Source organism: Thermophilibacter sp. ZX-H3, from assembly GCF_052599055.1.
In genome coordinates this window covers 1-26,071 of sequence record NZ_JBQXES010000018.1, presented here as the reverse complement: position 1 = coordinate 26,071, position 26,071 = coordinate 1, and the positions used below count along the sequence as shown (strand labels likewise).

Sequence of the window (26,071 nt, the reverse complement as noted above, 5' to 3'; positions counted from 1 at the left end):
GCGTATTATTGATAGCTCGATATTCCGCGCAACGGAGGGAGCGCAATGCCCGAGAGCGTCGACGTCGCCCACGGCGACGACCCGATCTTCCAGCAGGAGCAGGCCCACCTCACGGAGCTCTACGCCAAGCTCCTCAAGATCCGCGACGACATATCCCAGGACCTGGAGTCCAACCACCAGGGCGCCAAGCAGGACCTCATCGCCATGAGCGAGGAGGTGCGCCTGGACTTCGGCGGCGCCGACGAGACCATCGAGACGCTCGCCGCCATCGAGACGCTGAACTCCGTCATCGACGCCTACAACCAGTACCACGACTTCAACGTGGACAAGCTCCGCCGCGTGATGCTGCTGCTCATGCAGCCCTACTTTGCCAAGGTCACGCTCGAGATGCGCCCGGGGCGCCCCCCGCGCGACGTCTACATCGGCACCGCGGGCATGACCGACGAGCGCAGCCGCCCGCTCGTGGTGGACTGGCGCTCCCCCGTCGCCGAGACCTACTACAACCAGGAGATGGGGCCCACGAGCTACGAGGTGGACGGCAAGGTCCGCACCGTGAACCTGACCCTGCGCCGGCAGTTCGACATCGTGCGCGACCAGCTCAACTCCTACTTCGACACCACCATCGCCATCCAGGACTCGCTCCTGCTGGGCGCCCTCAAGAAGCACCACACCGAGAAGCTCCAGGCCATCACGGCCACGATCCAGCGCGAGCAGAACGAGGTCGTGCGCCACGAGGACGTCCCCGTGCTGCTGGTCAACGGCATCGCGGGCTCCGGGAAGACGTCTGTGCTGCTGCAGCGCATCGCCTACCTGCTCTACCAGGAGCGCAAGACCCTCTCGCCCGACCAGGTCTGGCTCTTCACGCCCAACGACGTCTTCGAGCACTACATCGACACGGTCCTGCCCTCGATGGGCGAGGCCAACCCGCAGACGTTCACCTGGCGCGCCTTCGTCGAGGCGCAGGGCGCGGGCGAGCGCGACCTCGGGGTGGACACCGCGCCGGAGTCGCTGCGCCGCCTGGACGAGACCGTCGCCGAGCTCGCGCTCGAGCCGGACGACCTGCGCGAGATCCGCTTCGCGGGGGAGGTCCTCCTCAAGGCGGGCCAGGTCCAGGGCGCGGCGGAAAAGTTCTCGCAGTTCCCCGTCGGACCCCGCTTCACCGCTCTTGTGAAGGACGAGCTCCACGACCGGCTGGAGCGGCGCTTCACGCAGCTCTCGAAGAGCGACGAGGTCCAGGAGGAGATGCTCGAGATGGACGTCGAGCAGCAGGTGGAGGTCTTCGGCGAGACCATCTCCCCCGACGATGACGACGAGGTCGCCGCCTACGCGCGCCGCCTCGTGGAGCAGCGCTACGCGGGCGCGCACGACGAGATCGAGCGCCTCTCGTGGATCCGCTTCGACCGCATCGGCATGCGCCTGCTCGGCCAGCACGCCCTGTCCGCGACCGAGTGGCTCTACCTGCGGCTGCTCTTCACCGGCACCGGCGACAAGTCTGCGCGCTTCGTCATGGTGGACGAGGTTCAGGACTACACCGAGGCCCAGCTCATGGTGCTCGCGCGGCACTTCTCGCGCGCGCACTTCCTGCTCCTGGGGGACGAGCACCAGGCCATCATGGAGGGCACGGCCACGTTCCCGCGGATCGCGGAGATCTTCCGCGCAAGCCATGGAAGCGTGGACGAGTGCCGCCTGCTCACGAGCTACCGCTCCTCGCCGGAAATCACCGAGCTCTTCTGCGGCCTTCTGGAGCCGGACGAGCGCAGGCGCCTCACCTCCGTGCAGCGCGCCGGCGTCAAGCCCGACGTCCGGGCGTTTGACGAGAAGGGCGCCTACCTCGAGGCGCTGCGAGCCGCCGTGGCGGAGCCCGGCGAGGGCCTCACGGCCGTCATCGCCGAGTCGGACGCGCGCGTGAGCTGGCTTGCAAAGCAGCTCGGAGACGCCGTCTGCGTGATGGGCAAGAACTCCGATCTGCCCGCCTCCGGCGTGGTGCTGCTCTCTCTGCGCGTGGCCAAGGGGCTGGAGTTCGACCACGTGATCGTGCCCGACGCGCAGGCCGAGGTCTACCCGGACACCCCGCTCGCGCGCCGGCGCCTCTACACCGCGCTCTCCCGCGCGATGCACCGCGTGACCGTGCTCGCCCAGGGCCCGCTCACGCCGCTGCTGGGCTAACGCGCTGGTGTCGGGTCTGTGCCACTGGCGTCAGGTTTGTTTGGCACGCCGAGGCGGCGCGCCAAACAAACCTGACGCCAGCGGCACAGCCCCCTTAACACGCCAAGAACGTGCTACGCTGCTTGTGACACCACCATCAGCGGAATGGCGCCGTCCCCCTAGGAGGCCCCATGTTCAGCCCGTTTCGTGATAGGCAGGGCATGCCCAAGGAGCTCGCGGACGTGGAGTACGCCGACCTCGCGCAGCTCGCGGACTACGAGGAAGGCTTTGCCCTAGAGTTCAAGCAGTCCTTCTCGCCAAGCGTGCGCAGGAAAATTCCCAAGGTGGTGGCGTCGTTCGCCAACTCACGCGGCGGCTGGCTCGTCATCGGCGTCTCGGATGCCGAGAAGGACGTCTGCCCGGTGCCGCGCCCCAAGGCCGACGTCAGCCAGACCATCGGCGAGCTCTGTCGGCGCCACGTCTCCCCCGCCCCGCGCTTCGACGCGCGCTTCGTGCCCGACCCGGCCGCACCCAATCAGGGCGTCATCCTCGTTCAGGTCTTCGAAGGCGACTTCCCTCCCTACGTGGCGGACGGCGTCGTTGAGATCCGCGAGGGCTCGACCTCGGGGCCCGCCGCCGGCACCGCGCTCGTCGACCTCTATGACAAGGCCACGCGCCGGCGCCTCGAGGTCCGCATGTTCTGCAAGCGGACCGTCCACTACCCCATGGGAGACGACGGACTGCCGCTCTTCAACCTCTACCTCTTCCGCATGGGCCGCATGACCGGCGACTCCTTCTCGCGCGAGAAGGACGGCGAGCACGCCCGGGCCATGCGCCGCGCCTTCGCGCGCCAGGGGCTCGGCTGCCGCGTCCAGCACGCGCACGACAGCCTCGTCTTCCGCATCCCGGCGCGTGACGAGACGGTGGTCCCGCACTCCGCCATCGAGCTCTTTCCGGACGAGTCGATCAAGCTCTCGGTGCCCGCCGTTCTTCTCGCCGGCGAGGAGCGCGAGGCCGCCCTCGGCGTGCTGGCATCGCGCGCGCTCTTCCCACCTGCCGTGGACGCCCAGCTCATTGACGCGCCCGCGACCCTCGGCCGCGTGACGAGGATGGCCTCGCTGCTCGACCGCTACGCGCGCGCCCGGGGCATCGCGTGGCGCGAGTACGCCGTGGCGTACGAGCTTGAGAACATGGCGGGAGTGACCCTCTGGTCGAACGACGAGACCTACCTCGCCTACGCCGAGCGCCATGGCGTGCTCTACTGCGCCACGACCGACTGCCTCTCGCGCGTCCGCTATCTCGATGACGGCGCGCACGACACCTTCCGCGCGCGGCAGTTCGCCGGCAGCCACTTCTTCGAGGCGTGCGGCCTGCCGCTGGGGTCGCCCGACCCGGAGGACAACGCCCTCGTGGACGCGCTGCTCCGCACGTCCTGAGCGCAACGCGCGCCGCTGGCGTCAGGTTTGTTTGGCACGCCGCCCCGGCGTGCCAAACAAACCTGACGCCAGCGGCGCGCGTTGCGTTATGGTTGACTGTCGAAAATGAGCGCTGGAGAGGGGAACCCATGACGGTCAATCAGAGGGGCGTCGTCGTCACGCTGGGATTCTGCGGGCTGGTCTCGGCGGCGGACAACTGGTTCGTCTCGCCAGCGCTGCCCGCAATCGCCCAGACGCTCGCCGTGGCGCCGTCCGTCGCTGCCGTGGTGCTCACGGCGTACCTCGTCCCCTACGGCATGCTTCAGCCGGTCTGCGGCGCCATCGGGGACCGCGTCGGTCGCCAGAGGCTGCTGCGCGTCATCGTCCTGGGGCTGGCGATAAGCACGGTCGTGTGCGCCGCCGCCCCGACGCTCGAGCTTCTCGTGGCGGCGCGAATCCTCACCGGCTGCTTTGCGGCAGGCATCATATCGGTCTCGCAGGCGCTCGTCGGCGACGTCGTCCCAGCCGAGGAGCGAGCCGGCGCCGTCGGCCTGCTCATGGGCATCACCTTCACCGGGCAGGGGCTCTCCGCGGGGCTCGGCGGCATCATCACGGACCTCGTGGGCTGGCGGGCGGCCTTTGTCTCGTTTGGCGTGCTCGGGCTGCTCGCATGGCTTGGCCTGCTGCGCCTGCGCGGAATTGCCGAGGCCCTGCCCCCGGCCGAGGGACAGCGCTCGCCCTTGGGCGAGGCTCGGGACTTCCTCGAGCGCGCCGTCCGCCTCTTCTTCCGGCAGGGGCGCGCAATCTACCTCACCGCCTGCTCGACCGGCATTATCTACCTCGGCGTCTATGGCTTCATGGGGACGTTCCTCGCAGAGCGGTGCGGACTCTCCCCCACCGCCTCCGGCCTGCTCATGATGTTCTACGGCATCGCCTGCCTCGTGGGCGGAACCATCTCGGGCCGCATCGGCGCGCGCGGTGGCCTGCTGCGCGTGATTCAGGTGGGCGAGGTCTCGGGGCTCTGCGCCGTCATCCTCCTCGCCGCGTCCGCGCTGACCGGCTCGTGGGCCCCCGCGCTCGGCGCCGCTGCCTGCCTGGGACTCGGGTACATCCTCGTCCAGCCCACGCTCGTCTCGCTCTCGATGGACGTTGACCCGTCCCAGACGGGGCTCTGCACGGGGCTCATCGGCCTCGGCGTATTTGCGGGCGGCGGCGTGGGGTCCGTGCTCGGGCAGATCGCCATCGGCACCGGCGGCTACCTCGCGCTCTGGACCTGCGCCGGCGTCGCGCTCGTGGCCCAGACCGTCATCAGCACGTGGGCGCTCGCGCGGCGCGGACGCGCATAGGCGGGGCAGGCGCCGCTCAGCGTGCATTCTGCGCGAGGTTCTTCTCGCCAACTGGGCGCATCCCGTCCTCGCCGGGCAGAATGCATGCTATTCCCGGCTGAGGGTCATGCGTAGCGCCGCGCCACCGCCATGGTCTCGGCGAGATACCAGCCGCCGAAGAGCACGCAGTGCAGGAGCAGCGGCGCCAGCTGGTGGATGCCCACCCGCTCCCGCCATCCGTCCGCAAGGGGCGACACCTCGTCGTATCCCGCGATCACCTCGTCGAGGAACGGATAGCCAAAGAGCGCGAGCATCGCGAGGTCGGTCTCGGCATGGCCACCGTAGGCCATCGGGTCGATGAGGACACCTCCGGTGGGCGCGTCACGCCCTGCATCCCAAAGCACGTTCCCCGCCCAGAGGTCTCCGTGCAGCCGGGCGCACGGGAGGCCCGCCGCGCGCACGAGCGCGGGCTGCGGGGCGTCGTACTCCCCCGAAGCGAGCCGTCCAGCCACCCGCTCTAGCACCGCGGCCTCCCCGTTGTCGAAGTCCCCTCGGTCAACGAGGACGCGCACGTAGTTCATGATGCGGTGCTCGGCAAAGAACGGGCCCCAGGCATCCGACGCGCCATCACGCGAGACATAGGGGGTGCGCGCCCGGCCGCACCACGGGTCGCCCGACCACCCCGCGGGGGCGCAGCCGAACCAGGGCGCGCCGGCCGCATGCGTCCGGGCGAGCGCCGCACCGATCCTGCGGGCGGCCGACGCCGAGGGGGCGCCCGTCTCGACGCGCTCCTCGACGAGCTCCTCCTCCGTCACGCTCAGCACGCGCACGACGCGGATGCCGCCGAGCGGCTCCGCCTCCGCGAGCCAGCGCAGGGCGGCCGCCTCGCCCGGCAGGTTGTCGCCGAAGCCGGCCGTCTTGACGAAGGTGCCGTTTCCCATGAGGCCTCCTCTGCGCAATCAGGGGGATAGTGCGAAAAACTTGACGCGGCTTGTGCAATCAGGGGGATAGTGTGAAGCCATTCTATGGCTTCGAGGCCCGAATTTGCATCCGGGACGGACGTCCTCCCTGCAAAAGGCCAGTTGCGCCTTCGGCCCCTACTTCGCGAGAGGGCAAAACACCTTCCCACTATCCCCCCGATTGCATCCCAGAGCCGTGTTTCTTCGCACTATCCCCCTGACTGCACAGTCAGACGGCGCCTGGCTCAAAGTACAATGGGTCATCGCGTCGCATCGAGAAAGGACCGTCATGGCCGGCAGCATCAACTACCAGACCGCACGCTTCGAGGCCTCCTATGGCACCGTGGCGCAGCTTCCCGAGTCGACCACGCCCGAGGTCGCGGTTGCCGGCCGCTCCAACGTTGGCAAGTCCTCCCTGCTCAACAAGCTCTTCAACCGAAAGGGCCTCGTTAAGGTCTCAAGCACGCCGGGAAAGACGGCGAACATCAACTTCTTCGAGGTGGACGGCATCCGCTTCGTCGACCTGCCCGGCTACGGCTTTGCCAAGGTGTCCCAGAAGGAGAAGCAGCGCTGGGCGGACCTCATCTCCGGCTACTTTGCGCAGGAGCGCAGCTTCAACCTCGTGATTGCGCTCGTCGACATCAGGCATGACGCCCAGCGGCTCGACCACGAGATGGTGGGCTTCCTGCGCGAGAGCGGCCTTCCCTTCGTGGTGGCGCTCACCAAGGCCGACAAGCTCGGGCGCTCCAAGCAGACGCAGCAGGCAGCTGCCATCGCACGGCAGCTCGGCATCGAGCGCAACCAGGTGGTCGTGACCTCCTCGGAAACCGGTCAGGGCATCGACGACCTGCGTCGCCGCATCGCCGACGCGTGTCTTTGATTCGGGGACGGGCTGTTCCTCTCAGGGATCTGGGGCGGGCGTGCCACTGGCGTCAGGTTTGTTTGGCGCGCGGACCGCGCGCCAAACAAACCTGACGCCAGTGGCACGCCGTACGGGACGATAGCAACTGCGCTATACCAATATCCCGAGGTGCTCGAGGAGGACCTTGAGGCCAATGAGGATGAGCACCACGCCGCCGACGATGCTTGCGGGCTTCTCGTAGCGCGCGCCGAAGTAGTGGCCCACCGCGACCCCGGCAAACGAGAGGCAAAACGTGATGACGCCGATGAGGGCGACCGTCGGGACGATGTCCACGGCAAGCGCCGCGAACGAGATTCCCGCCGCCAGCGCGTCAATCGAGGTGGCCACCGCCAGCACGAGATACTCCCGCAGGTCAATTCCACTCGTGTCCTCGCAGCCGCAGCAGTCGTCCTCCTCGTGGAAGGCCTCCCAGAGCATCTTGCCGCCGATGAACGCGAGCAGGACAAACGCCACCCAGTGGTCCACCGGCTCGATGAGCCACATGAACTGGCTGCCGAGAGCCCACCCGACGAGCGGCATCAGCGCCTGAAACCCACCAAAGAAGAGGGCCAGCACGGCGGCAGTCCGCAGGTTGAGCCTCCGCATCCCCAGGCCTCGGCAGATGGAGACGGCAAACGCGTCCATGGACAGCCCAACGGCGATGAGAAGCAGCTCGACAATACCCATGACGTCCCCTCTCGTCTCAGCGTCAAATAAAAAGACTCGCGACGAGGGCCCCTCACCCTCGTCGCGAGTCTCGTTGATTAAGGCGCGCCAGGCCCTGCGGCCAGCGTGTTGACGCACCACACGCCGCACGCGGCGTGCCACTACTCCCTCGTGAGGCGCCATCATACCACAGCCGCTCTGTTACCAACCTGAAAACCGACGACCACCCTCCTTGTACTCCATCGCGCTAAAGCGTATATTCATCCCTGCTTTAGCAGAGTAAAGTACCGGCCCAGCCGGGAAGCACCAAACCGGGAGGAACCGCCATGACCGCCATGAACAGAAGGTCGTTCATTCTCACCTCGCTCTCCGCCCTGTCCGTCGCCGCGCTCGCCGGCTGCGGAGGCACCCCCGCCAGCTCCGACGACGCCGCGGACCCCTCGGCCGAGGCCGCCGGCACCGGAGCCGCGGACACCGGCACCCTCATCGTGGGCTTTGACTCCTCCTACCCGCCCTACGGCTACGTCGGCGACGACGGCGAGTACACCGGCTTCGACCTCGAGCTCGCCCAGGAGGTCGCCAGCCGCAACGGCTGGGAGGTCCAGCTCGAGGCCATCGACTGGGACGCCAAGGACACCCTGCTCGACAGCGGAGCCATCAACTGCATCTGGAACGGCTTCACCATGGAGGGCCGCGAGGACGACTACACCTTCTCCGAGCCGTACATGATCAACGGCCAGGTCATCGTCGCGCGCGCCGACTCCGGCATTGCCAGCTTTGACGACCTCGCCGGCAAGGCCGTAATCACGCAGGTCGACTCCGCCGCCTACAACGTGCTCGCCGGGGATGACGCCACGCAGGCGGACCTCGCCGCCACCTTCGCCAGCCTCGAGACCATCGGCGACTACAACACCGCCTTCATGCAGCTCGAGTCCGGCGCCGTCGACGCCGTGGCCTGCGACCTCTCCATCTCCGCCTACCAGCTCGCCGCCAAGCCCGACGCCTACGTCCAGCTCGACGAATTCCTCTCCGAGGAGCACTACGCCGTCGGCTTCAAGAAGGGCGACGACGCCACAGCCGAGACGGTCAACGAGTCGCTGCGCGCCATGGACGAGGATGGCTTCGTCCAGGAGCTCTGCGAGAAGTACGCCGAGGACGGCATCTCCTACGAAAACTGGTGCCTCGCCTAGCGGCGCCCGACCCAAAGGTTCCTCCCAGGGATGCCTAAAAGGGGCCTGGTCCCTTTTAGGCATCCTGGTCGTGAAAGGAGCAGCGTGGACACGCTCACCATGACAGGGATGCTCGCCGAGGGATTCCTCGTCAGCCTCCAGATATTCGCCTTCACGCTGCTGGGGTCGCTGCCCCTCGGCATGCTCGTCGCCTTCGCCCGCATGAGCCGCGTGAAGCCGCTCGCCCTTCTCGCCCGCTTCTACATTTCCATCATGCGCGGCACCCCGCTCATGCTGCAGATGTTCGCCATCTACTTCGTGCCGTACTACGTCTTTGGCATCAGCCTCACCACCGACAGCAAGTGGTACGCCACAATCGTGGCCTTCATCGTCAACTACGCCGCCTACTTCGCCGAGATCTACCGCTCCGGCATCCAGTCCATCCCGCGCGGCCAGCACGAGGCGGCCGAGGTCCTCGGCTACTCCAAGGCGCAGACGTTCGTGCGCATCGTGCTTCCGCAGGTGGTCAAGCGCATCATGCCGTCCATGACCAACGAGGTCATCACGCTCGTCAAGGACACCTCGCTCGCCTTCTCCATCGGCGTCATCGAGATGTTCACCGTGGCCAAGCAGCTCGTGGCGAGCCAGGTGAGCATGCTCCCCTTCGCCATCGCGGCGGCCTTCTACTGGATCTTCAACCTGCTCGTCGACTTCGTGGCCGGGCAGATCGAGAGAAAGCTGAGCTACTACCATGACTAGCGTCGAGAAGAACGAGGCGCGCCCGGTGGTCTCCCTCGACCACGCGCGCAAGAGCTTCGGTGACGTGGAGGTCCTGCGCGACATCTCGCTCTCCGTCAGCCCCGGCGAGGTCATTGCCATCATCGGCCCCTCCGGCGGCGGCAAGTCCACCTTGCTGCGCTGCCTCACGCTGCTCGAACGCCTGGACGACGGCGACCTCTCCTACGAGGACGTCGCCGTGGCCCGCGGGGGCGCGTATGGCGACAAGAACGTGCTCGCCCGGGCCCGCCAGCGCTTTGGCCTGGTCTTCCAGAACTACAACCTGTTCCCGCACTTCTCGGTGCTGCGCAACGTCATGGACGCGCCCGTGTGCGTGCAGAGGCGCGACCGCGCGGAGGCCGAGGCGGAGGCCCGGGCGCTTCTTGCCAAGATGGGGCTCGCCGGCAACGAGGACAAGGTGCCCTGCCAGCTCTCGGGCGGCCAGCAGCAGCGCGCGAGCATCGCCCGGGCGCTCGCCATGCACCCCGACATCGTCTACTTCGACGAGCCCACGAGCGCCCTCGACCCCGAGCTCACGGCCGAGGTCCTGCGCGTCATCAAGGAGCTCGCGGCGGAGAACATGACCATGGTCATCGTCACGCACGAGATGGGCTTCGCGCGAGAGGTCGCGGATCGCATCGTCTTCATGGACGGCGGCGTGATCGTGGAGCAGGGCCCGGCCGAGCAGGTCATCGACCACCCGCGCGAGGAGCGCACGAAGGCGTTTCTCGCCCAGCGAGAGGGGTAGGCCGGAGAAAGGAACCGGCCACCGGCGCACGAGGACGCGCAACCTCGGTTTTCCGGAAACGCGCGATTACGCGTCCTCTCCTTACCGGTTTTCTTGAGTTACGCATTGCTGGAGCATGCGTAAACGGGAAAGTCCCGCGTATTTGACCAAAAAAGCCGAGTTGCGCATGGCGAGAAGAACGCGCAATCGCATGTTTCCGGAAAACCCAGATTGCGCATGACCTGCAAGGGGGACGGGCACGGGCCCGCCCCAGACTCCCCGGGAGAGATAGCCCGTCCCCTTCTGCCCGAGAGAGAACCCGTCCCCTTTCGCTACTCGGCGGACTTGAGGGCGCCGACCATGTCGATGCGGTCGAGCGAGCGATCCGTGATGAGGTTCACCAGCAGCGTGAACACGAAGGCCAGCACCGCGGAGATCACGTACGTGAGCGGGTCCACGACCACGTCGAAGTAGAGCGACGGCATGCGCAAGATCCACGTCAGAGACCGCGCGAGGAAGTAGCCCATCGGCATGCCGCAGACGATGCCGATCCCCGTAAGGATGAGCGTCTCCTTGTTGATGTAGCGATGCACCTCGGGCCGCCTGAAGCCAAGCACCTTGATCGTGGCGAGCTCGCGCTCGCGCTCGGAGATGTTGGTGTTGGAGAGCGTGAACACCACCGTGAACGAGAGCGCCGCCGCCAGCACGATGACCACGTAGACCACGGTGTTGATGAGCGTGAACGCGCTCGAGAAGTCGTTCACGAGCTTCTGGGTGGAGACCACCGAGAGGTAGCGGCCGTCCTCGGTGAGCCCCTCGGAGAAGGCGACCTGCTCGTCGGCGTCCCCCGTGAGGTGCGCGAGCACGCCGTTCTGCTCGCAGGGCGCGCCGAAGGCGGCCTCGTAGGCGCTCTCGGTCATGTAGAGGGTGTTGCCCAGGTAGCTCATCGCGATGCCGCCCACGGACGTCGCCCCCTCGGCGAGGGTCGAGTCCTGGAGGTGGAGCTCGTCTCCGAGCGAGAAGCCCATGACCTGCTCGGCGTTCTTGGTGATAACGACCCCGTCCTCCGGCAGCGCGACGGGCTGCCCTGACTCGTCCACGAGCCGCGCGTAGCCCGAGAGATCCGTGCCGTCCGGGACCACGATGAGCGAGACGCTCTCCTTGGAGTCGCCATAGCTCACGGTGAGGCTGTCGATGTAGACGCGCAGCACGTCCTCGACCTCGGGGTTCCCCTCGAGGTCGGCCACGGCCGAGTCGAGGTCGTCCGCCGAGGTCACGGCCATGAGGTCATAGCGGTTCACACCGTCGTCGCCGTACTGGCGCGGGGAGAGCGAGAGCACGGTGTCGCGAATGCCGAAGCCCGTGATGAGCAGCGCAACGCATCCCGCGATGCCAAAGACGGTCATGAGGAGGCGGCGCTTGTAGCGGAAGAGGTTGCGCGCCGTGACCTTGCTGAGGAAGCCGAGCCGGCGCCACACGGGCCCCACGCGCTCGAGCAGGATGCGCGAGCCGGCCCTGGGCGCCTTGGGGCGCATGAGCGAGGCGGGCGACTCGCGGAGCTCCCGCCAGCAGGTGATGAGCGTCGCGCCCACGATGCCCGCGGCGAAGAGCGCAAACGCCGCGAGCGCCCACGCGGCGTCGAAGCCGTAGGCAAACCCCGGCAGGGCGTACATGGTCGAGAAGATCGTGAAGATGATGGCCGGCAGCACAACGAAGCCGAGCACGTTGCCCACGACGCCGCCGACGAGGCACGCCGCCAGCGCGTAGAGGGCGTACTTCGAGAGGATGCTCCCGCGGCCGTACCCGAGCGCCTTGTAGACGCCGATGAGCCCGCGCTCCTCGTCCACCATGCGCGTCATCGTGGTGAGGCTGATGAGCACGGCCACCACGAAGAACACGATGGGGATGACGGTCCCGATGGCCTCGATCGAGGAGGCGTCGGATTCCACACTCGCGTAGCTCGAGAGGCTCGAGCGGTCCTGCACGTACCACGTGGCGTCGGGGAGGTCGGTGATCTCCTCGCGGGCGTCGGCGATCTCGGCGAGGGCGTCGTCGCGCTCCTGCTCGAAGGTGGCGCGCCCCTCGTCGAGCTCGGCCTGGCCGTCGGCGATCTCGGCGAGGGCGTCGTCGAGCTGGCGCTGGGCGTCGGCGAGCTGCGCCAGGGCGTCGGCGCGCTGGCGGTCGAGCTCGGCCTGGCCCTCCGCGAGCTGCGCCCGCCCGTCGGCTATCTGCTCCGCGCTCTGGGCGAGAAGGACGCGGGCGCTCTCGAGCTCGCCATAGGCGTCCCGAAGCTCCTGCCAGCCCCGGTCGATGGCCGCCTGCTGCGTGGCAAGCTCCGCCTCGACGGCGCCCCTCGCCTGCTCGATCGCGGGGTTGAGCTGGTCGAGCCCCGCCTGGGCCTGGGCAAGGCCCGCCTGCGCCTGGACGCGGCCGCTCGCCAGGGCCGTGGCGCCCTGTCCGTCCGCGGATTCGTCGCTTCCGAAGGAGATGAGCTGGTCGAGGCTCGTCTGATAGCCGGCATAGGAGTCGAGCTGGACCTGGAGCCCGTCACGCTGCCCCTCGAGGTCCTCGAGGTCCTTCCGCTGCCCCTCGAGCGTCCCCTCGAGCTCCAGCTTCTGATTGAGCAGGCCCTCGAGGTCGGAAGACTCGGGGTCGGACTCCTGGAGCTCCTCGATCCTGTCGGTGAGGTCCGCGAGCTTCCCCTCGTTCTCCTCGATGACACGGCCGAGCTCCTCGATCTGGCCATTAAGGCCTGCGATCTTCTCGCTCAGCTGGTCGATCTGGGCACCGAGAAGCCCTGAGAAGGTGGAGAGCGTCTTCGAGGCCCGGGAGAGCACCTCGGCGTACCCGCCCACGGCGGCGCTGACGGCCGCCTCGTCGTTCGGGTCGACGGCCGCCACGGCAGCCCAGGCGTCGCGCGCCTGCGTCGCCAGCTCCCCGATCCCGAAGTCCATCCCCAGAAGGCCCTTGAGCGCCTCCGATATCTGGTCGAGTCCCGACGCCACGCCCTCGGCGGTGGCGTCGATCGACGCGATGGTCCCCGGCAGGGTGTCCACGGCCGCCTGGGCCTGGTCGCGCTGCGCCTCGAGGTCGCCTATCGTGACGCCCTCGGCGACCTCGACGCCGGAGATGTTCTCGCGCGCGGCGTCAAGCTGGGCCTGGCCGTCTCGAAGCTGCTGCTCGGCACCCGGAAGCGCCGCCTCGTACGCGGCGAGGCCCTCCTCGTACGCGGCAAGGCCGTCCTCGTACTCCGCAGCGCCCTCCTCGAGCGCCCGGCGGCTCTCATCGATCGTGTCCTGGGCGTCCTCGAGCTGCGCGAGGGCGTCCGCGCGCTGCTCGTCGAGCTCGCGCTGGCCGTCCGCGACCTCGGCGCGCCCCTCGTCGAGCTCCGCCTGGCCGTCGATGAGCTCCTGCTCGGCGTCGGCCAGCTCCTCGAGGGCCTCGGCCTCCGCGTCGTCCACCTCCTCGGTGGCGTCGGAGCGGACCTGCTCCCCGCGGGCGCGCTCGCGCTCGGCGCGCGCGTCCTCGACGCTCTGGAGCACCTCGTCGACGATGCCCTCGTACTCCGCCGAGTAGCAGAGCGGCTCGGCGGCGCCGTCGACCATGACGTACGCCACGGTGTAGACGCTCGGGTCGACGACGCCGCCCTCCGTCACGAAGAAGGAGTACTGCGAGCCGCCGCTCGAGCGGAAGGACATCGTCCCCTCGCCCGCGTTGATCTCCATCGGGTCGAGCACGGACCCCACGATCGTGTAGTCCCCGCGCTCGAAGACCTCCGTCAAGCCGGAGTCGAGCGCGGACTCGTCCTCGCTGGGCTCCTCGCCGTCATCGGCGCCATGGAAGCTCACCGTGTCCCCGACGGAGAGGCCGGAGTCCTTGAGGTAGCGCGCGGTCACCGCGACCTCGCCCGCGGACTCGGGCAGGCGCCCCTCGAGCACGAGGGGCTCGTTCATGCCGGAGGCTGAGAGCGCCTTGACGTCCACCTTCTCCGAGGTGGCGCCCACCGTCGTGTAGCACGTCTCCACGTAGCCGCCCTCAACGGCCCCCACGCCGTCGAGCCGCGAGAGCGCGTCCACGTCCTCGTCCGTGAGGCCGAGGGTGGACTGCACCCGCACGTCGAAGAGGCCCTGCTCGTCAAAGAAGGCGTCGGCGGAGTTGCGCAGGTCCAGACAGGCGGCGCGAAGGCCCACGAGCATGGTCACGCCGAGCGCGGTGATCGTGGCGAGGGCCACGAAGCGCTTTAGGCTCCCGCGCACCGTGCGCAGGACGTCCTTGGAGAACGCAGTGGATATGCCGCCCCGTGCCGCCACGTCCTTCTCGCCTCGCTACCACTCGATCTCGGCGATGGGCTTGGGGTCGGGGTTCACGGTCATGTCCGTCACGCGCCCGCTCTTGAAGCGGATGAGGCGGTCGGCCATGTCGGCGAGAGCCGCGTTGTGCGTGACGATGATGACCGTGATGCCGTCGCGCCGGCAGGTGTCCTGCAGGAGCTGCAGGATCTGCTTGCCGGTGACGTAGTCGAGCGCGCCCGTGGGCTCGTCGCAGAGCAGGAGCTTGGGGTTCTTGGCGATCGCGCGCGCGATGGAGACGCGCTGCTGCTCGCCGCCGGAGAGCTGGGCCGGGAAGTTGTCCAGGCGCTCCGCCAGGCCGACCTTCTCGAGCGTCTCCGCCGCGTCGAGCGAGTCGGGGCAGATCTGCGCCGCAAGCTCCACGTTCTCCAGCGCCGTGAGGTTGGGCACGAGGTTGTAGAACTGGAAGACAAAGCCCACATCGGCGCGCCGGTACATCACGAGGTCGTTCTCGCCCGCGGCGCTGATGTCGCGCCCTCCCACCACGACCTTGCCGGACGTGGCGGTGTCCATGCCGCCCAGGATGTTGAGGGCCGTGGTCTTGCCCGCGCCGGACGCCCCCAGGATGACGGCGAGCTCGCCCTTCTCTACGACGAAGCTCGCCCCGTCGAGGGCGTTGATCTTGGCACCGCCCTTGCCGTAGCTGCGCACGACGTCGCTGAACTCGATGTATGACATGCCATCTCCGATTACTCGACAGCGTGTTGTCTAAACGGAAGTATACTGGCCGCAGGCGGCGAGAAGAACCACGGCTCGACACCCGCCGGGCAAGTGTCGAGTCTTCTCGGCGCGCACACGAAGCCACAGAGAAGCTGAACGTGGAAAAGGGACAGGCACTTTTCCACGCTCGGGGACGAGGGAGCCATGAGAAAGCAGCCGCAGGTCACCGAGCAGACGCGGGCAAACCTCCGCCAGGCGTTCTGGGAGCTCTACCGCGAGCGCCCCATCGAGAAGATCTCCGTGCGGGAGATCACGGACCGCGCGGGCTACAACCGCGCCACGTTCTACCTCTACTATCACGACGTCTACGAGCTTCTGGAGGAGATCGAGGGGCAGGTGCTCGGCGTCATCGACCACCTGGTCAACAAGCGCCTGCTCCAGGGCGACCGGCTCGACTTCTCGCAGCACATGAGCCTCATCCTCCGGCTTGCCGAGAAGTCCCGCGAGTACACGCGGGTCCTCCTGGGCGACCACGGCGACCCGGCGTTCACCCAGCGGCTGAAGGAGATCATCAGCCCGCTCGTGGACCGGTTCTTCCTGCCGGAGGAGCCCCTCGGCGAGCAGGCCGAGCGCATCGTCCGGGAGTTCTACCTCTCGGGGATCGTCTCCACGATCCGCACCTGGACCTCGGAGGACGAGCCGATGCCCATCGACCAGCTCATCCAGCTCGTGGTCCGCATCGTCACGTGAGGGCCGCCCGGGCCGGGCGCATCCGGGCGCAGGCTAGCGCCCGAGGACCTCGCCGGCGATGCGGGCGGTCTCCGTGGCGTCCTTCGCGTAGAAGTCCGCGCCCACCATCTGGGCGTACTCGGGCGTGAGCACCGCGCCGCCCACGACGACCCTGCACCACGGCGCCCGCTCGCGCAGGAGCTCGATGGTCTCGGCCATGGCCGGCACCGTGGACGTCATGAGCGCCGAGAGCCCCACCAGGCGCACATGACGCTCCACCACGACGTCGGCCACCGTCTTGGGCGCCACGTCGCGCCCGAGGTCGATGACGTCGAAGCCGTAGTTCTCGAGCAGCATGCGCACGATGTTCTTGCCGATGTCGTGGATGTCCCCCTTGACGGTGCACACCACCACGGTGCCCTTGTCGCCCGCGGGCGCCCCGTCCTTCTCGCTCGCCGCGCGCACCACCTCAAAGCCCGCCTTGGCCGCCTCGGCCGACGCCATGAGCTGCGGCAGGAAGAACGTCCCCGCCTCGAAGCGGCGGCCCACCTCGTCGAGCGCCGGGATGATGGCCTCGTTGATGACGAAGAGCGCGTCATGCGCGAGAAGCACCTCGCGCACCGCGTCGGGGACGGGGCCGCCGCGGCCGGCGAGCACGAGCGCGCGCACGCGCTCCACGGGATCGTCCGGAAGGCCGGCGTCGACGGGCGCCGCGGCCGGGGCGCCCTTCTCGCCCTGCGCCGGGGCGGCGGAGGCGTCCGAGCGGCCCGCGTAGTGCTCCACGTAGAAGCGCGCCTGCTCGTCCTCGCCGGAGAGCACGCGCCAGGAGTCCACGACGTCCATCATGCGCCGGCTCTCCGGGTTGATGATCGCGAGGTCGAGGCCGGCCGAGAGCGCGGCGGCGAGGAAGGTCGCGTTGACGAGCGGGCGGAACGGAAGGCCGAAGCTGATGTTCGAGACGCCGAGCACGCAGCGCACGCCCGGCAGCTCCTCCTTGACGCGACGGATGGCGTCGAGGATCGCGCGCGGCGCGGACTGGTCGGTAGAGGCGGCCATGGCGAGGCAGTCGATCGCGACGTCGTGGCGCGGGATGCCCGCCGCGTCCGTGGCGGCCACGATCTTGCGGGCAACGGCCACGCGCCCCTCGGCCGTGGGCGGGATGCCGCCCTCGTCCAGGGTGAGCCCCACGAGCGCGCAGCCGTAGCGCGCGGCGACGGGCACCACGGCCGAGAGCACGTCGTCGCGGCCGTTGGTGGAGTTGATGAGCGGCTTGCCCGGGTAGCCGCGCACGGCGGCCTCGATGACCGCGGGGTCCGCCGAGTCGATCTGCAGCGGCAGCGTGGTCACGCCCTGGAGCTCGTCCACGAGCCGGCACATGACGGAGCGCTCGTCGATCTCGGGCAGGCCGGCGTTGACGTCGAGGATCTGGGCCCCGGCCGCCTCCTGGGCGATGGCCTCGCCGAGCACGTGGTCGTGGTTGCCCGAGCGCAGGGCCTCCTTCATCTTCCGCTTGCCCGTGGGGTTGATGCGCTCGCCGATGACGCCCACCTGGCCGGGCGCGAGCGCGCAGAGGCCCTGGGGGCCGCACACCGCAAAGCGGTCGGGCCGCTCGCGCCGCGCGGGCACGCGGGCGGCGAGCAGCGCGCACTCGGCCGCGATGTGCGCCGGCGTGGTGCCGCAGCAGCCGCCCACGATGGTGACGCCCGCGTCCAGCATGCCGGCGACGGCGGCGGCGTACTCCCTAGGGCCGATGTCAAAGACCGTCTGGCCGTCCACCACGCGCGGCAGGCCGGCGTTGGCCTGCACCATCACGGGGCAGCTCGCCCACGGCAGCATGCGGGCCGCGAGCGGGGCCACCTCCTCCGGCCCGAGCGAGCAGTTGATGCCCACGGCCGCCGCGCCGAGCGAGGAGAGCGTGAGCGCGGCGACCTCCGGCGTGGTGCCGAGGAACGTCCGGCCGTCCTCCTGGAAGGTCATCGTGACGAGGGCCGGGAGGTCGGAGTTCTCCCGCACGGCGAGAAGGGCCGCCTTGGCCTCCGCGAGGTCGGCCATCGTCTCGATGACGAAGAGGTCCGCGCCCGCGGCGTCAGCGGCGCGGACCTGGCGGGCAAAGAGCCCGTAGGCGTCGTCGAAGGGGAGGGTCCCCATGGGCGCGAGGAGCTGCCCCGTGGGGCCGATGTCGGCCGCCACGTAGCGCGGGCCCGCCGCGCGGGCGCAGGCGACGGCCGCCGAGAAGACCTCCTCGACCGTGGCCGCGGACCCGAGCTTCTCCGCGTTGGCGCCGAAGGTGTTGGTGGTCACCACGTCGGCCCCGGCCGCCACGTAGGCGGCGTGGACCTCCGTCACCACCTCGGGGCGCTCGAGGCACAGGAGCTCCGGCAGCTCCCCCGCGGCGAGGCCGCGCGCCTGGAGCTGGGTGCCCATGGCGCCGTCAAAGAGCAGGAAGCCGTCTCCGGCGAGGGCCGCCGCGAGGGTGTCGACGTTGGTCATGGCGCCTCCTTGCGCGCGTTCTTCTCGGTCGTTCTTCTCGGCCGTTCTTCTCGGTCGTTCTTCTCGACAGCATCCTAGCAGCCGATGATTTCCGGCGGGAAACGCACGCCCGCTGCGGATAGTCGGGTCGTGGCAGGCTTTGGCCTCGGGGCGCTGCCCCGATCGGGGCTGTGGCAGCAATCGGGCTGCCACAGCCCCCATCCCGCAGCATGCCGAGAAGAACGCCCTGTTGGCGCTCCGCGCCGATTGCCATAACTCCGCTTTTCGCAACTCCCGAGCGGCGACGGGCGCCACAGCCCCGTTTCCGGCAACGCGACCACGCGCGCCCCGCGCGCTCAGCCCCGACAGGTGCTCCCCGCGCGCAGCAGCACGCAGAAGTCCCGGCAGGGACAGCCCGCGCAGCTGGCGTGCGCGGTGCCGCGCGGCCGCTCGAAGAGCCCCACCACGGCGGTCACGCTCTTGGTGGGCGACATCAGGAGCTCCCGGGACAGCGTGATGCCCAGGGCGCGCTGGGCGTCGAGCGAGGCGAGAAGGACGGGCTGGGTCGCAAGCGGCAGGTCGCCGTAGCCTGGCGAGAAGCGCGTCCCGCAGAAGAGCCCGCGCGAGGCGGCCTCGGCGACGACGCCCGCCTCCGCGGCGTCGGCCGCGCGCTCCACGGCGGCCGTCCCCGCCGCATCGAAGATCACCTGCGCGAGCGGGTCCGTGAGCGAGAGGCGACGCAGCTCGGCCTCGACCCCCATCCCCACGGTCACGGCGAGCGCGCCCACCGCCACGGCACCGTCCAGGTGCTCGGCGATGGAGCGCCCGACGAGCTCGAGCGAGGTGCCCGCGAGCGAGATGACGGGCACGCCGTCCTTCTCGCCGCGCGCCGCGACGTCGAAGACGCGCCGCACGCCGCGCGGGCGGCACGTGGCGAGGCAGCGCGCGACGACCTCGTCGATGCGCGCGTCCAGCTCGGGCGTGATCGGCTGGCCCGCGTAGCCGAGGTAGCGCAGCACCTCGCCACGGTCGACCGACCTGACGTCGTAGGGCTCGGCCGCCGCCACGCGCTACGCCTCGAGGTAGCCGCAGGCGAGGAGCGCCTCACGGGCCGCATGCGCCACCGACGGCTTGTTCATGCTGTAGACGTGCAGGCCGTCCACGCCGTTGACGGCGAGGTCCGCCAGCTGCTCGCAGGCGTACTCCACGCCCGCGCGCGCCTGGTCGGCGGGGTCGTCGCCCGCCAGCACGAGCCGCTTCACGACCCTGGCCGGGATGGACGCGCCGCAGGTGAACGCCATGCGCTGGATCTGCTTGACGCTCGTGAACGGCATGATGCCCGCCACGATGGGCAGGCGCACGCGATGGCGCAGGCACTTCTCGCGGAACCGGTAGAAGTCCTCGTTGTCAAAGAAGAGCTGGGAGACCAGGTAGTCGGCGCCCGCCTCCTGCTTGAGGTAGAGCGAGCGGAAGCTCTCCTCCTCCGAAGGCGACTCGACGTGCCCCTCGGGGTAGCATGCTGCGCCGATGCAGAGGTCGGACCCGCGGTCGCGCAGGTAGGCGATGAGGTCGGACGCGTGGCCGAAGTCGCGCGCCTCGCGCCCGGGGGCGCGGTCGCCGCGCAGGGCGAGCACGTTCTCGATCCCGGCCTCCTCGAGCGAGTCGACGTAGGCGTCCACGTCCTCGCTCGTCGAGCCGAGGCAGGTGAGATGCGCGAGGGCGGTGACGCCGAGGTCGCGCTCTATCGATGCGGCGATGGGCACGGTGTTCGCCGAGTTGCCCGAGCCGCCGGCGGAGTACGTGACCGAGATCCAGTCCGGGCGGTCCTGCGCCATCTCGCTCGCCACCTCGTAAGCGGTCTCCAGGGGGAGCTCCCCCTTGGGCGGGAAGATCTCGAACGAGAACGTCTGGCGCGCGGAAAGCCTGTCGATGATCCTCATGGTGTCCCCTCTCCTCGTCCCCCCCATTCTAGCGGCTCCGTACGACGGCGTTCGGGCGGCGGGCCGCGTCCGTGACGACCCAGCGGGGCCGCCACTCAGCGGCGGGGCGGGCCGTTCGCGCCGCCCCGCCGCGGGGACCTCCCAGGCACGACGGTCGGGGGCCGTCGTGCCCGAATGCGTCGCGCACCCGGCGCGGTGGCAAGGGTGGCGACATCCTAGATATAACCCTCGCGCGCCCGATGTGCGCGCAGAATGTCGCAGACGGCATGCCGCAGGCCCTCTACGTCGGGCTTTGCCGTCAGACGCGCGGCGAGCGGCCGCCGCCGAGGCCTCACCGCGGCAGGCCGAGAAGGACGATTCCCAGGGTCGTCACCGCGATTCCCGGCGCGAGGGGCACGCCCGCACCCGCCGCTGCGCCGCGCGCCGCGCCGGCCCCGACGGCCCTCCGAACGAGCCGCGCCGCGCCCCAGAGGACGAGCGCCGCCGCGCAGGAGAGCGCGACGGCGGCGAGCCCCCACGCGGGGCCGAGCCACACCCCGACCGCGCCGAGCAGCTTGACGTCCCCTCCCCCGACGCCGGGCGTCCCCCGCGCCCGCCACGAGGCGAGCGCCGCGCCGAGCATCACGGTGAGCGTCGCGAGCGCCCCCGCGAGCGCGTCTGCCACAAGCGCGCCGGCCGCCTCGCCCGCCGCCGCCCGCGCCGCGACCGACGCGGCCCCCGATGCCGCCACCGCGACCGAGCACCCGTCCGGGATGACCCTGCGCGCAAGGTCCTCGATGGCCGCCAGCCCGAGCGCCACCGCGAGCACGGCGCGGGCGGCCACCCAGGCGGACACAACGACAAGCCCCATCGTCTCTCCCCTCTTCCGCCGTCCTTGTGGGCATTCTAGGGGCCGGAGCAGAAGGGCGGGACGCCGCCGCAGGGGCGAGAATGCCCGCAAGACGGCACTTCTCGCCCTCCCACCTGCCATTCCTCCGGAAACGACGCCCTCCGTCGGATTCGTGGCAGATTCGCGCAACCAAGGTCGCGGACGTATACTTGACCCCACCACGACGAAAGGACCCCATGACCGAGAACGCCCAGGCCCCTCGCAACGCGCGCATCGAGGCGCTCAGGCTCGTGGCCATTCTCGGCATCGCCGTCTTCCACACCTTCCAGCCGTGGTTCTCCGCCGCGACGGTCGACGCCTGGGACGTCTGGGTGACGAGCCCCGGCATGCTCGCGACGCTCGGGTGCGTCAACCTCCTCGGCTCATACGGCAACCACGTCTTCTTCCTCATCTCGGGCCTCTTCCTCGTGCCGCGCGCCGCCGCGCGCTCGGGCGAGCCGGGCTACTGGCGAGAGCAGGCGAGGGGCGCCGCGCGACGTGCGGCCACCATCCTCCTGACCGTCGCCCTCTACGTCCTGGGCGCGCTCGCGGTCGACGCCTGGGTCGTCCCCATCGAGGGCATCTCGCTCGAGAGCCCGCTCTGGGTCTTCTCCTGGCTCGAGTTCATCTGGGTCTATCTCGTCATCGTGCTCGCCACGCCCCTCATCGGCTGGGTCTGGGGACGCCTGCGCCGCCCCGTCGCCGTCGTCTGGGCGCTTGCGGCCTGCGTCTTTGCGGTCAACGCCTACATCGCCTTCGTCTCCCCGGGAGACGAGGTGCGCGACCTCCTCGAGTGGCGCAAGCTCATGAGCGCCGTCAGCTATCTCGCGGCGTTTCTCGTGGGCGGCGCGCTCGCCGAGCGCGGGCTTCCCCGACCCGGGATCGCGCTCGCCTGCTGCTCGGGGCTGACCGTCGCCGTGGAGGCCGCGGCGGCCCTCGCGGGCAACACGGACCTTCTCGTGGCGCTCTCGTTCAAGTCGACCTCGGCCCTCTCCTTCGCGCTCGCCGTCTGCTCGGTCGCCGTTGCCGCCGCGCGCGCCGACGACCGCATGCCCCCGCGCCTGTCCGCGCTCCTGCGCCGGCTCGCCTCCTCCATCCTCGGCTTCTACGTCGCCCAGGCGCTCCTCTCCCCGCTCTGGCGCTCCTTCGGCTGGGACCTCTGCCTCGCGGCGCTCGATCACGGGGAGGCCGCCCTTCTCGCCACGGGCGTCGCCTGGAGCCTCGTCCTTCTCGCCGCCCTTCTCGCCCTCGACCAGCTTGTGAGGATTCCCCTGCTCAGGGCCGCTCGCATCCGCTGAATGTGGGTATACTTCTCCCTTGCCGAACAAGATGGCAGGGGGAGATTGGCATGACGAGCTGGCTGATACGGACGTTTGTCCCCAACGCGGATGACACGGGGGACCCCGCGGTGCGCACGCGCTACGGGCTCGTGGCGAGCATCACCTGCATCGTCTGCAACGTCCTGCTCTGCGTGGGGAAGGGCGCCGTCGGGCTCGTGTCCGGCTCGGTCTCCATCGTCGCCGACGCGGTCAACAACCTCTCCGACGCCTCGAGCAACGTGGTGAGCCTGCTCGGCTTCAAGCTCGCGAGCCGGCCCGCGGACGAGGACCACCCCTACGGCCATGGCCGCTACGAGTACCTGGCGGGCCTCGTCGTCGCCGTCCTGGTATGCGCCATCGGCATCAACCTGGTCGGCTCCTCCGTCGAGAAGATCATGAGCCCCGAGCCCACCGAGTTCGGGCCGGCCGTGGTCGTCGTGCTCGTGGGCTCGATGGCGGTCAAGCTCTGGATGGCGGCGTTCAACCGACGCCTCGGGCGCGCCATCTCCTCGGAGACCCTCGAGGCCACGGCCGTGGACTCGAGAAACGACGTCATCGCCACGGCGGCGGTCCTCGCGTCCGCCGTCGTCTCGCAGCTCGTCGGCGTCGACCTCGACGGCTGGGCGGGCCTGGCCGTGGGCGGCTTCATCCTCTGGAGCGGCGTGCAGCTCGTCCGGGAGGCCGTGAGCCCGCTTCTGGGCAAGGTCCCCGACCCGGCCTACGTCGAGCACATCCGCAACAAGATCATGAGCTATCCCGGCGTGCTCGGGACGCACGACCTCATGGTCCACGACTACGGCCCCGGCCGCCAGTTCGCGAGCGCGCACGTGGAGATGGCGGCCGAGGGGAACCCGCTTGACCAGCACGACCTTCTCGACAACATCGAGCAGGACTTCAAGGACGACGAGGGGCTCGTGATGACGCTCCACTACGACCCCATCGTCACCAACGACCCGCAGGTGCGCGACATGCGCCACTGGATCGACCTCGCCGTGAAGGGCATCGACGAGCGGCTCTCGATCCACGACCTGCGCTGCGTCCCCGGCCCCACGCACACCAACGTGATCTTTGACTGCGTGCGGCCGACCGACTGCGCGCTCAGCGCCTCCGAGCTGCGCGCCCGCGTCTCCGAGCTCGTGCGCGGCCACTACCCGCGCGCCATCTGCAAGATCACCGTCGACGAGTCCTACGTCTCCCCGAGGCAGTAGGCGAGACGGCGTGCAAAGGGGACAGGCGTGCAAAGGGGACAGGCACTTTTGCACGCCGGGACGCGTGCAAAAGTGCCTGTCCCCTTTGCACGCCTGTCCCCTTTGCACGCCCCCTCGCACGTCCGTCCCTGCCCCCATCCCGCACAGATTGGAGCCGATATGCCATCCAGCAGCTACCTCTCGAAGCAGATGATCGTCATGCGCCGCGACCTCAAGATGCGCAAGGGCAAGATTGCCGCGCAGGCCGGTCACGCGTGCGTGGAGGCGACCCTCATGGCGCTCGTGCGCGAGGGCCGCGCAGGCCAGCTCCGCGCGACGGACGGCTGGGCCTGGCTCGAGCATGCGGACGCGGATCGCAGCCCGCTCACGGACTGGTTCGACGCCGGCGTGGCCAAGGTCTGCGTCTATGTGGACTCCGAGGAGGAGCTGCTCGACCTCGCCGCGCGCGGGCGCGAGCTCGGGCTTGCCGTCGCGCTCGTCCGCGACGCCGGCCACACGGAGTTCCACGGCGAGCCCACCTACACCTGCCTCGCCTTCGAGCCGCTTCCCGCCGAGACGATCGACCCCCTGACCGGCGAGCTCCCCCTCTACTAGTCGCGCGCGTGCCATCTGCGTCAGGTTTGTTTGGCACACCAAGCAGGCGTGCCAAACAAACCTGACGCAGATGGCACGCCCGACGCCGGGATGTTTCAGGAGCGTAATTCCTACTTGCACAGAGGGTTTATACGTGCCACCCTTAGCGAAGCGAGCACATCGCCGTCCGGCGACACCTCGCGACCAGCACATATCGCGAAGGAGGCACCCATGCGTCACGCACGCACCGTCGAGGCCCTCGTTGGCTCCACCCCCCTGGTGGACCTCTCCGACCTCACCAGCAGCCCCGTCACCATCCTCGGAAAGCTCGAGGCCGCCAACCCCGGCGGCTCCGCGAAGGACCGCGTCGCCCGCGCCATGGTCGACGCCGCGGAGCTCGAGGGGCGCCTCGCCCCCGGGGGCACCATCATCGAGCCCACGAGCGGCAACACCGGCGTCGGCCTCGCCATGGTCGCCGCAGCCCGCGGCTATCACCTCGTCCTCACCATGCCCGAGACCATGAGCGTCGAGCGCCGCCGCCTCGCCGCGGCCTACGGCGCCGAGGTCGTGCTGACGCCCGGCTCGGAGGGCATGGCCGGCGCCGTCGCCCGCGCCGAGGAGCTCGCGGCCGCCACCCCCAACTCGATCATCGCGGGGCAGTTCGACAACCCCGCCAACCCCCGAGCCCACTACGAGACCACCGGGCCCGAGATCTGGGCCGACACCGAGGGCTCCGTCGACGTCCTCGTGGCCGGCGTGGGAACGGGCGGCACCATCTCGGGCTCCGCTCGCTTCCTCAAGGAGAAGAACCCCGGCCTCCGCGCCGTCGCGGTGGAGCCCGCGGAGTCGCAGGTGCTCGCCGGCGGCGTGGCGGGCCCCCACAAGATTCAGGGAATCGGCGCCAACTTCGTGCCCGGCAACTTCGACCGCTCGGTCGTAGACGAGATCATGCCCGTGGCCTCAGACGACGCCGTCGCCACGATGAAGCGGCTCGCCGGGGAGCTCGGCATCCTCGTGGGCATATCCTCGGGCGCCGCCGTCGCGGCCGCCCTCTCGCTCGCCGAGCGGCCCGACATGGCAGGCAAGACGATCGTCGCCGTCCTGCCCGACACGGGCGAGCGCTACCTCTCGATGGACCTCTGATGGACGCCGTCGCCATGGTCACCGCGAGCACCCCGGCACCGGGCGAGAAGGACGCGCGGCTCGGCCTGCGCGCCATGATCCGCGAGGACGCCGAGGCGGCCTTCGCGCGCGACCCGTCCGCCGACAGCGTCTCCGACATCACGCGCTTCTCGGCGGGCTATCGCATCGTGCGCGCCTACCGCATCCAGCACTGGCTCTACGAGCGGGGGCATCGCTCGCTCGCGCTCTGGCTCGCCATGCGCTCCCGCATCAAGTACGGCGCCGACATCCATCCCGCTGCGCGGATCGGCCGTCGATTCACCATCGACCACGGCGTCGGCGTGGTCATTGGCGGAACCGCCGTCATCGGGGACGACTGCCTCATGTACCACGGCGCCACCCTCGGCATGACCGGCAAGCACGGCGGCAAGCGCCATCCCACCCTCGGCGACAACGTGCTCGTCGGGGCCGGCTCCATCCTCCTCGGCACCATCACGGTGGGCGACGGCGCCCGCGTGGGGGCCGGCTCGGTGGTGGTGGACGACGTCCCTCCTCACACCACCGTCGTGGGCAATCCCGCCCGCGTGGTGCGCACGCGTGAGTGCCCGCTCTTCGACGACGTGGTCTGCGTCACCGACGACTCCGGCAAGAGCTGGCTCGTGGAGAAGTAGCGCGGCCGTGCAGAGGGGACCGTGCAAAGGGGACAGGCACTTTTGCACGGTACACCCGTGCAAAAGTGCAGATCGGAAG

21 protein-coding genes are annotated in these 26,071 nt (G+C 69.6%); 13 read left to right on the top strand and 8 right to left on the bottom strand.

Annotation, left to right across the window (positions count from 1 at the left end; all coding sequences use genetic code 11):
• The first annotated feature begins 45 nt into the window (after window positions 1–45).
• The 3 genes from ACULPM_RS08430 to ACULPM_RS08420 all read left to right on the top strand — a co-directional run bounded on the left by ACULPM_RS08430 (window position 46) and on the right by ACULPM_RS08420 (window position 4,906).
• Complete coding sequence (locus ACULPM_RS08430) at window positions 46–2,166, top strand: HelD family protein (RefSeq protein ID WP_445332120.1); 2,121 nt, start codon at window positions 46–48, stop codon at window positions 2,164–2,166.
• Window positions 2,167–2,336: 170 nt separating this feature from the next.
• Window positions 2,337–3,581, top strand: a complete 1,245-nt coding sequence (locus ACULPM_RS08425; RefSeq protein WP_445332119.1) for an AlbA family DNA-binding domain-containing protein — start codon at window positions 2,337–2,339, stop codon at window positions 3,579–3,581.
• Window positions 3,582–3,709: 128 nt separating this feature from the next.
• Window positions 3,710–4,906 (top strand): MFS transporter, encoded by a 1,197-nt coding sequence (locus ACULPM_RS08420; protein ID WP_445332118.1) that lies wholly within the window; start codon window positions 3,710–3,712, stop codon window positions 4,904–4,906.
• Window positions 4,907–5,010: 104 nt separating this feature from the next.
• On the opposite strand, the gene ACULPM_RS08415 is transcribed toward ACULPM_RS08420, so the two are convergent.
• On the bottom strand, window positions 5,011–5,826 hold the full coding sequence (locus ACULPM_RS08415; RefSeq protein WP_445332117.1) for a fructosamine kinase family protein: 816 nt from the start codon (window positions 5,824–5,826) through the stop codon (window positions 5,011–5,013).
• Between the two features lie 307 nt (window positions 5,827–6,133).
• Between ACULPM_RS08415 and yihA the strand changes: the two genes are divergently transcribed.
• Window positions 6,134–6,724, top strand: coding sequence for a ribosome biogenesis GTP-binding protein YihA/YsxC (gene yihA, locus ACULPM_RS08410; protein WP_167930360.1), 591 nt, complete (start codon window positions 6,134–6,136; stop codon window positions 6,722–6,724).
• A 132-nt stretch (window positions 6,725–6,856) separates the two neighbouring features.
• Here the strand turns inward: yihA and ACULPM_RS08405 are convergent, their stop codons facing one another.
• Complete coding sequence (locus tag ACULPM_RS08405; RefSeq protein WP_445332091.1) at window positions 6,857–7,432, bottom strand: manganese efflux pump MntP; 576 nt, start codon at window positions 7,430–7,432, stop codon at window positions 6,857–6,859.
• A 305-nt stretch (window positions 7,433–7,737) separates the two neighbouring features.
• Here ACULPM_RS08405 and ACULPM_RS08400 point away from each other — a divergent pair, with 305 nt between their 5' ends.
• The 3 genes from ACULPM_RS08400 to ACULPM_RS08390 all read left to right on the top strand — a co-directional run bounded on the left by ACULPM_RS08400 (window position 7,738) and on the right by ACULPM_RS08390 (window position 10,105).
• Window positions 7,738–8,601 (top strand): transporter substrate-binding domain-containing protein, encoded by an 864-nt coding sequence (locus tag ACULPM_RS08400; RefSeq protein ID WP_417801546.1) that lies wholly within the window; start codon window positions 7,738–7,740, stop codon window positions 8,599–8,601.
• 84 nt (window positions 8,602–8,685) lie between these two features.
• Window positions 8,686–9,339 carry an amino acid ABC transporter permease gene (locus tag ACULPM_RS08395; RefSeq protein WP_445332092.1) on the top strand — a complete coding sequence of 218 codons (654 nt, stop codon included), beginning with the start codon at window positions 8,686–8,688 and terminating at the stop codon, window positions 9,337–9,339.
• Complete coding sequence (locus ACULPM_RS08390) at window positions 9,332–10,105, top strand: amino acid ABC transporter ATP-binding protein (protein WP_417801548.1); 774 nt, start codon at window positions 9,332–9,334, stop codon at window positions 10,103–10,105. Before ACULPM_RS08395 ends, ACULPM_RS08390 begins: the two co-directional genes overlap by 8 nt.
• A 311-nt stretch (window positions 10,106–10,416) precedes the next feature.
• On the opposite strand, the gene ACULPM_RS08385 is transcribed toward ACULPM_RS08390, so the two are convergent.
• Together ACULPM_RS08385 and ACULPM_RS08380 are read right to left on the bottom strand one after the other, a co-directional pair.
• Window positions 10,417–14,394: an FtsX-like permease family protein gene (locus ACULPM_RS08385; RefSeq protein ID WP_445332093.1), complete on the bottom strand. Its 3,978-nt coding sequence runs from the start codon at window positions 14,392–14,394 to the stop codon at window positions 10,417–10,419.
• Window positions 14,395–14,409: 15 nt separating this feature from the next.
• Complete coding sequence (locus ACULPM_RS08380) at window positions 14,410–15,111, bottom strand: ABC transporter ATP-binding protein (protein WP_445332094.1); 702 nt, start codon at window positions 15,109–15,111, stop codon at window positions 14,410–14,412.
• A gap of 186 nt (window positions 15,112–15,297) precedes the next feature.
• Between ACULPM_RS08380 and ACULPM_RS08375 the strand changes: the two genes are divergently transcribed.
• Entirely contained in the window at window positions 15,298–15,843 is a 546-nt protein-coding gene (locus ACULPM_RS08375) for a TetR/AcrR family transcriptional regulator (protein WP_167931088.1), read from the top strand.
• A 33-nt stretch (window positions 15,844–15,876) separates the two neighbouring features.
• On the opposite strand, the gene ACULPM_RS08370 is transcribed toward ACULPM_RS08375, so the two are convergent.
• The 4 genes from ACULPM_RS08370 to ACULPM_RS08355 form a co-directional block, all read right to left on the bottom strand.
• On the bottom strand, window positions 15,877–18,312 hold the full coding sequence (locus ACULPM_RS08370) for a homocysteine S-methyltransferase family protein (RefSeq protein WP_445332095.1): 2,436 nt from the start codon (window positions 18,310–18,312) through the stop codon (window positions 15,877–15,879).
• Window positions 18,313–18,647: 335 nt separating this feature from the next.
• A complete protein-coding gene (locus tag ACULPM_RS08365) occupies window positions 18,648–19,358 on the bottom strand; it encodes a hypothetical protein (protein ID WP_445332096.1) in 711 nt (236 codons plus the stop codon).
• Between the two features lie 3 nt (window positions 19,359–19,361).
• Entirely contained in the window at window positions 19,362–20,231 is an 870-nt protein-coding gene (locus tag ACULPM_RS08360; protein WP_445332097.1) for a methylenetetrahydrofolate reductase, read from the bottom strand.
• Window positions 20,232–20,562: 331 nt separating this feature from the next.
• Window positions 20,563–21,081 carry a prepilin peptidase gene (locus ACULPM_RS08355; protein WP_445332098.1) on the bottom strand — a complete coding sequence of 173 codons (519 nt, stop codon included), beginning with the start codon at window positions 21,079–21,081 and terminating at the stop codon, window positions 20,563–20,565.
• 215 nt (window positions 21,082–21,296) lie between these two features.
• Between ACULPM_RS08355 and ACULPM_RS08350 the strand changes: the two genes are divergently transcribed.
• From ACULPM_RS08350 to epsC, 5 genes are all read left to right on the top strand, one after another.
• On the top strand, window positions 21,297–22,397 hold the full coding sequence (locus ACULPM_RS08350) for an acyltransferase family protein (protein ID WP_445332099.1): 1,101 nt from the start codon (window positions 21,297–21,299) through the stop codon (window positions 22,395–22,397).
• A gap of 50 nt (window positions 22,398–22,447) precedes the next feature.
• Window positions 22,448–23,626, top strand: a complete 1,179-nt coding sequence (locus ACULPM_RS08345; protein ID WP_167931082.1) for a cation diffusion facilitator family transporter — start codon at window positions 22,448–22,450, stop codon at window positions 23,624–23,626.
• A gap of 159 nt (window positions 23,627–23,785) precedes the next feature.
• Window positions 23,786–24,220 (top strand): aminoacyl-tRNA hydrolase, encoded by a 435-nt coding sequence (gene pth2 / locus ACULPM_RS08340; protein WP_075279487.1) that lies wholly within the window; start codon window positions 23,786–23,788, stop codon window positions 24,218–24,220.
• A 210-nt stretch (window positions 24,221–24,430) separates the two neighbouring features.
• Window positions 24,431–25,342: a cysteine synthase A gene (cysK, locus tag ACULPM_RS08335; protein WP_445332100.1), complete on the top strand. Its 912-nt coding sequence runs from the start codon at window positions 24,431–24,433 to the stop codon at window positions 25,340–25,342.
• On the top strand, window positions 25,342–25,992 hold the full coding sequence (gene epsC / locus ACULPM_RS08330) for a serine O-acetyltransferase EpsC (protein WP_445332101.1): 651 nt from the start codon (window positions 25,342–25,344) through the stop codon (window positions 25,990–25,992). Before cysK ends, epsC begins: the two co-directional genes overlap by 1 nt.
• Window positions 25,993–26,071 lie beyond the last annotated feature (79 nt).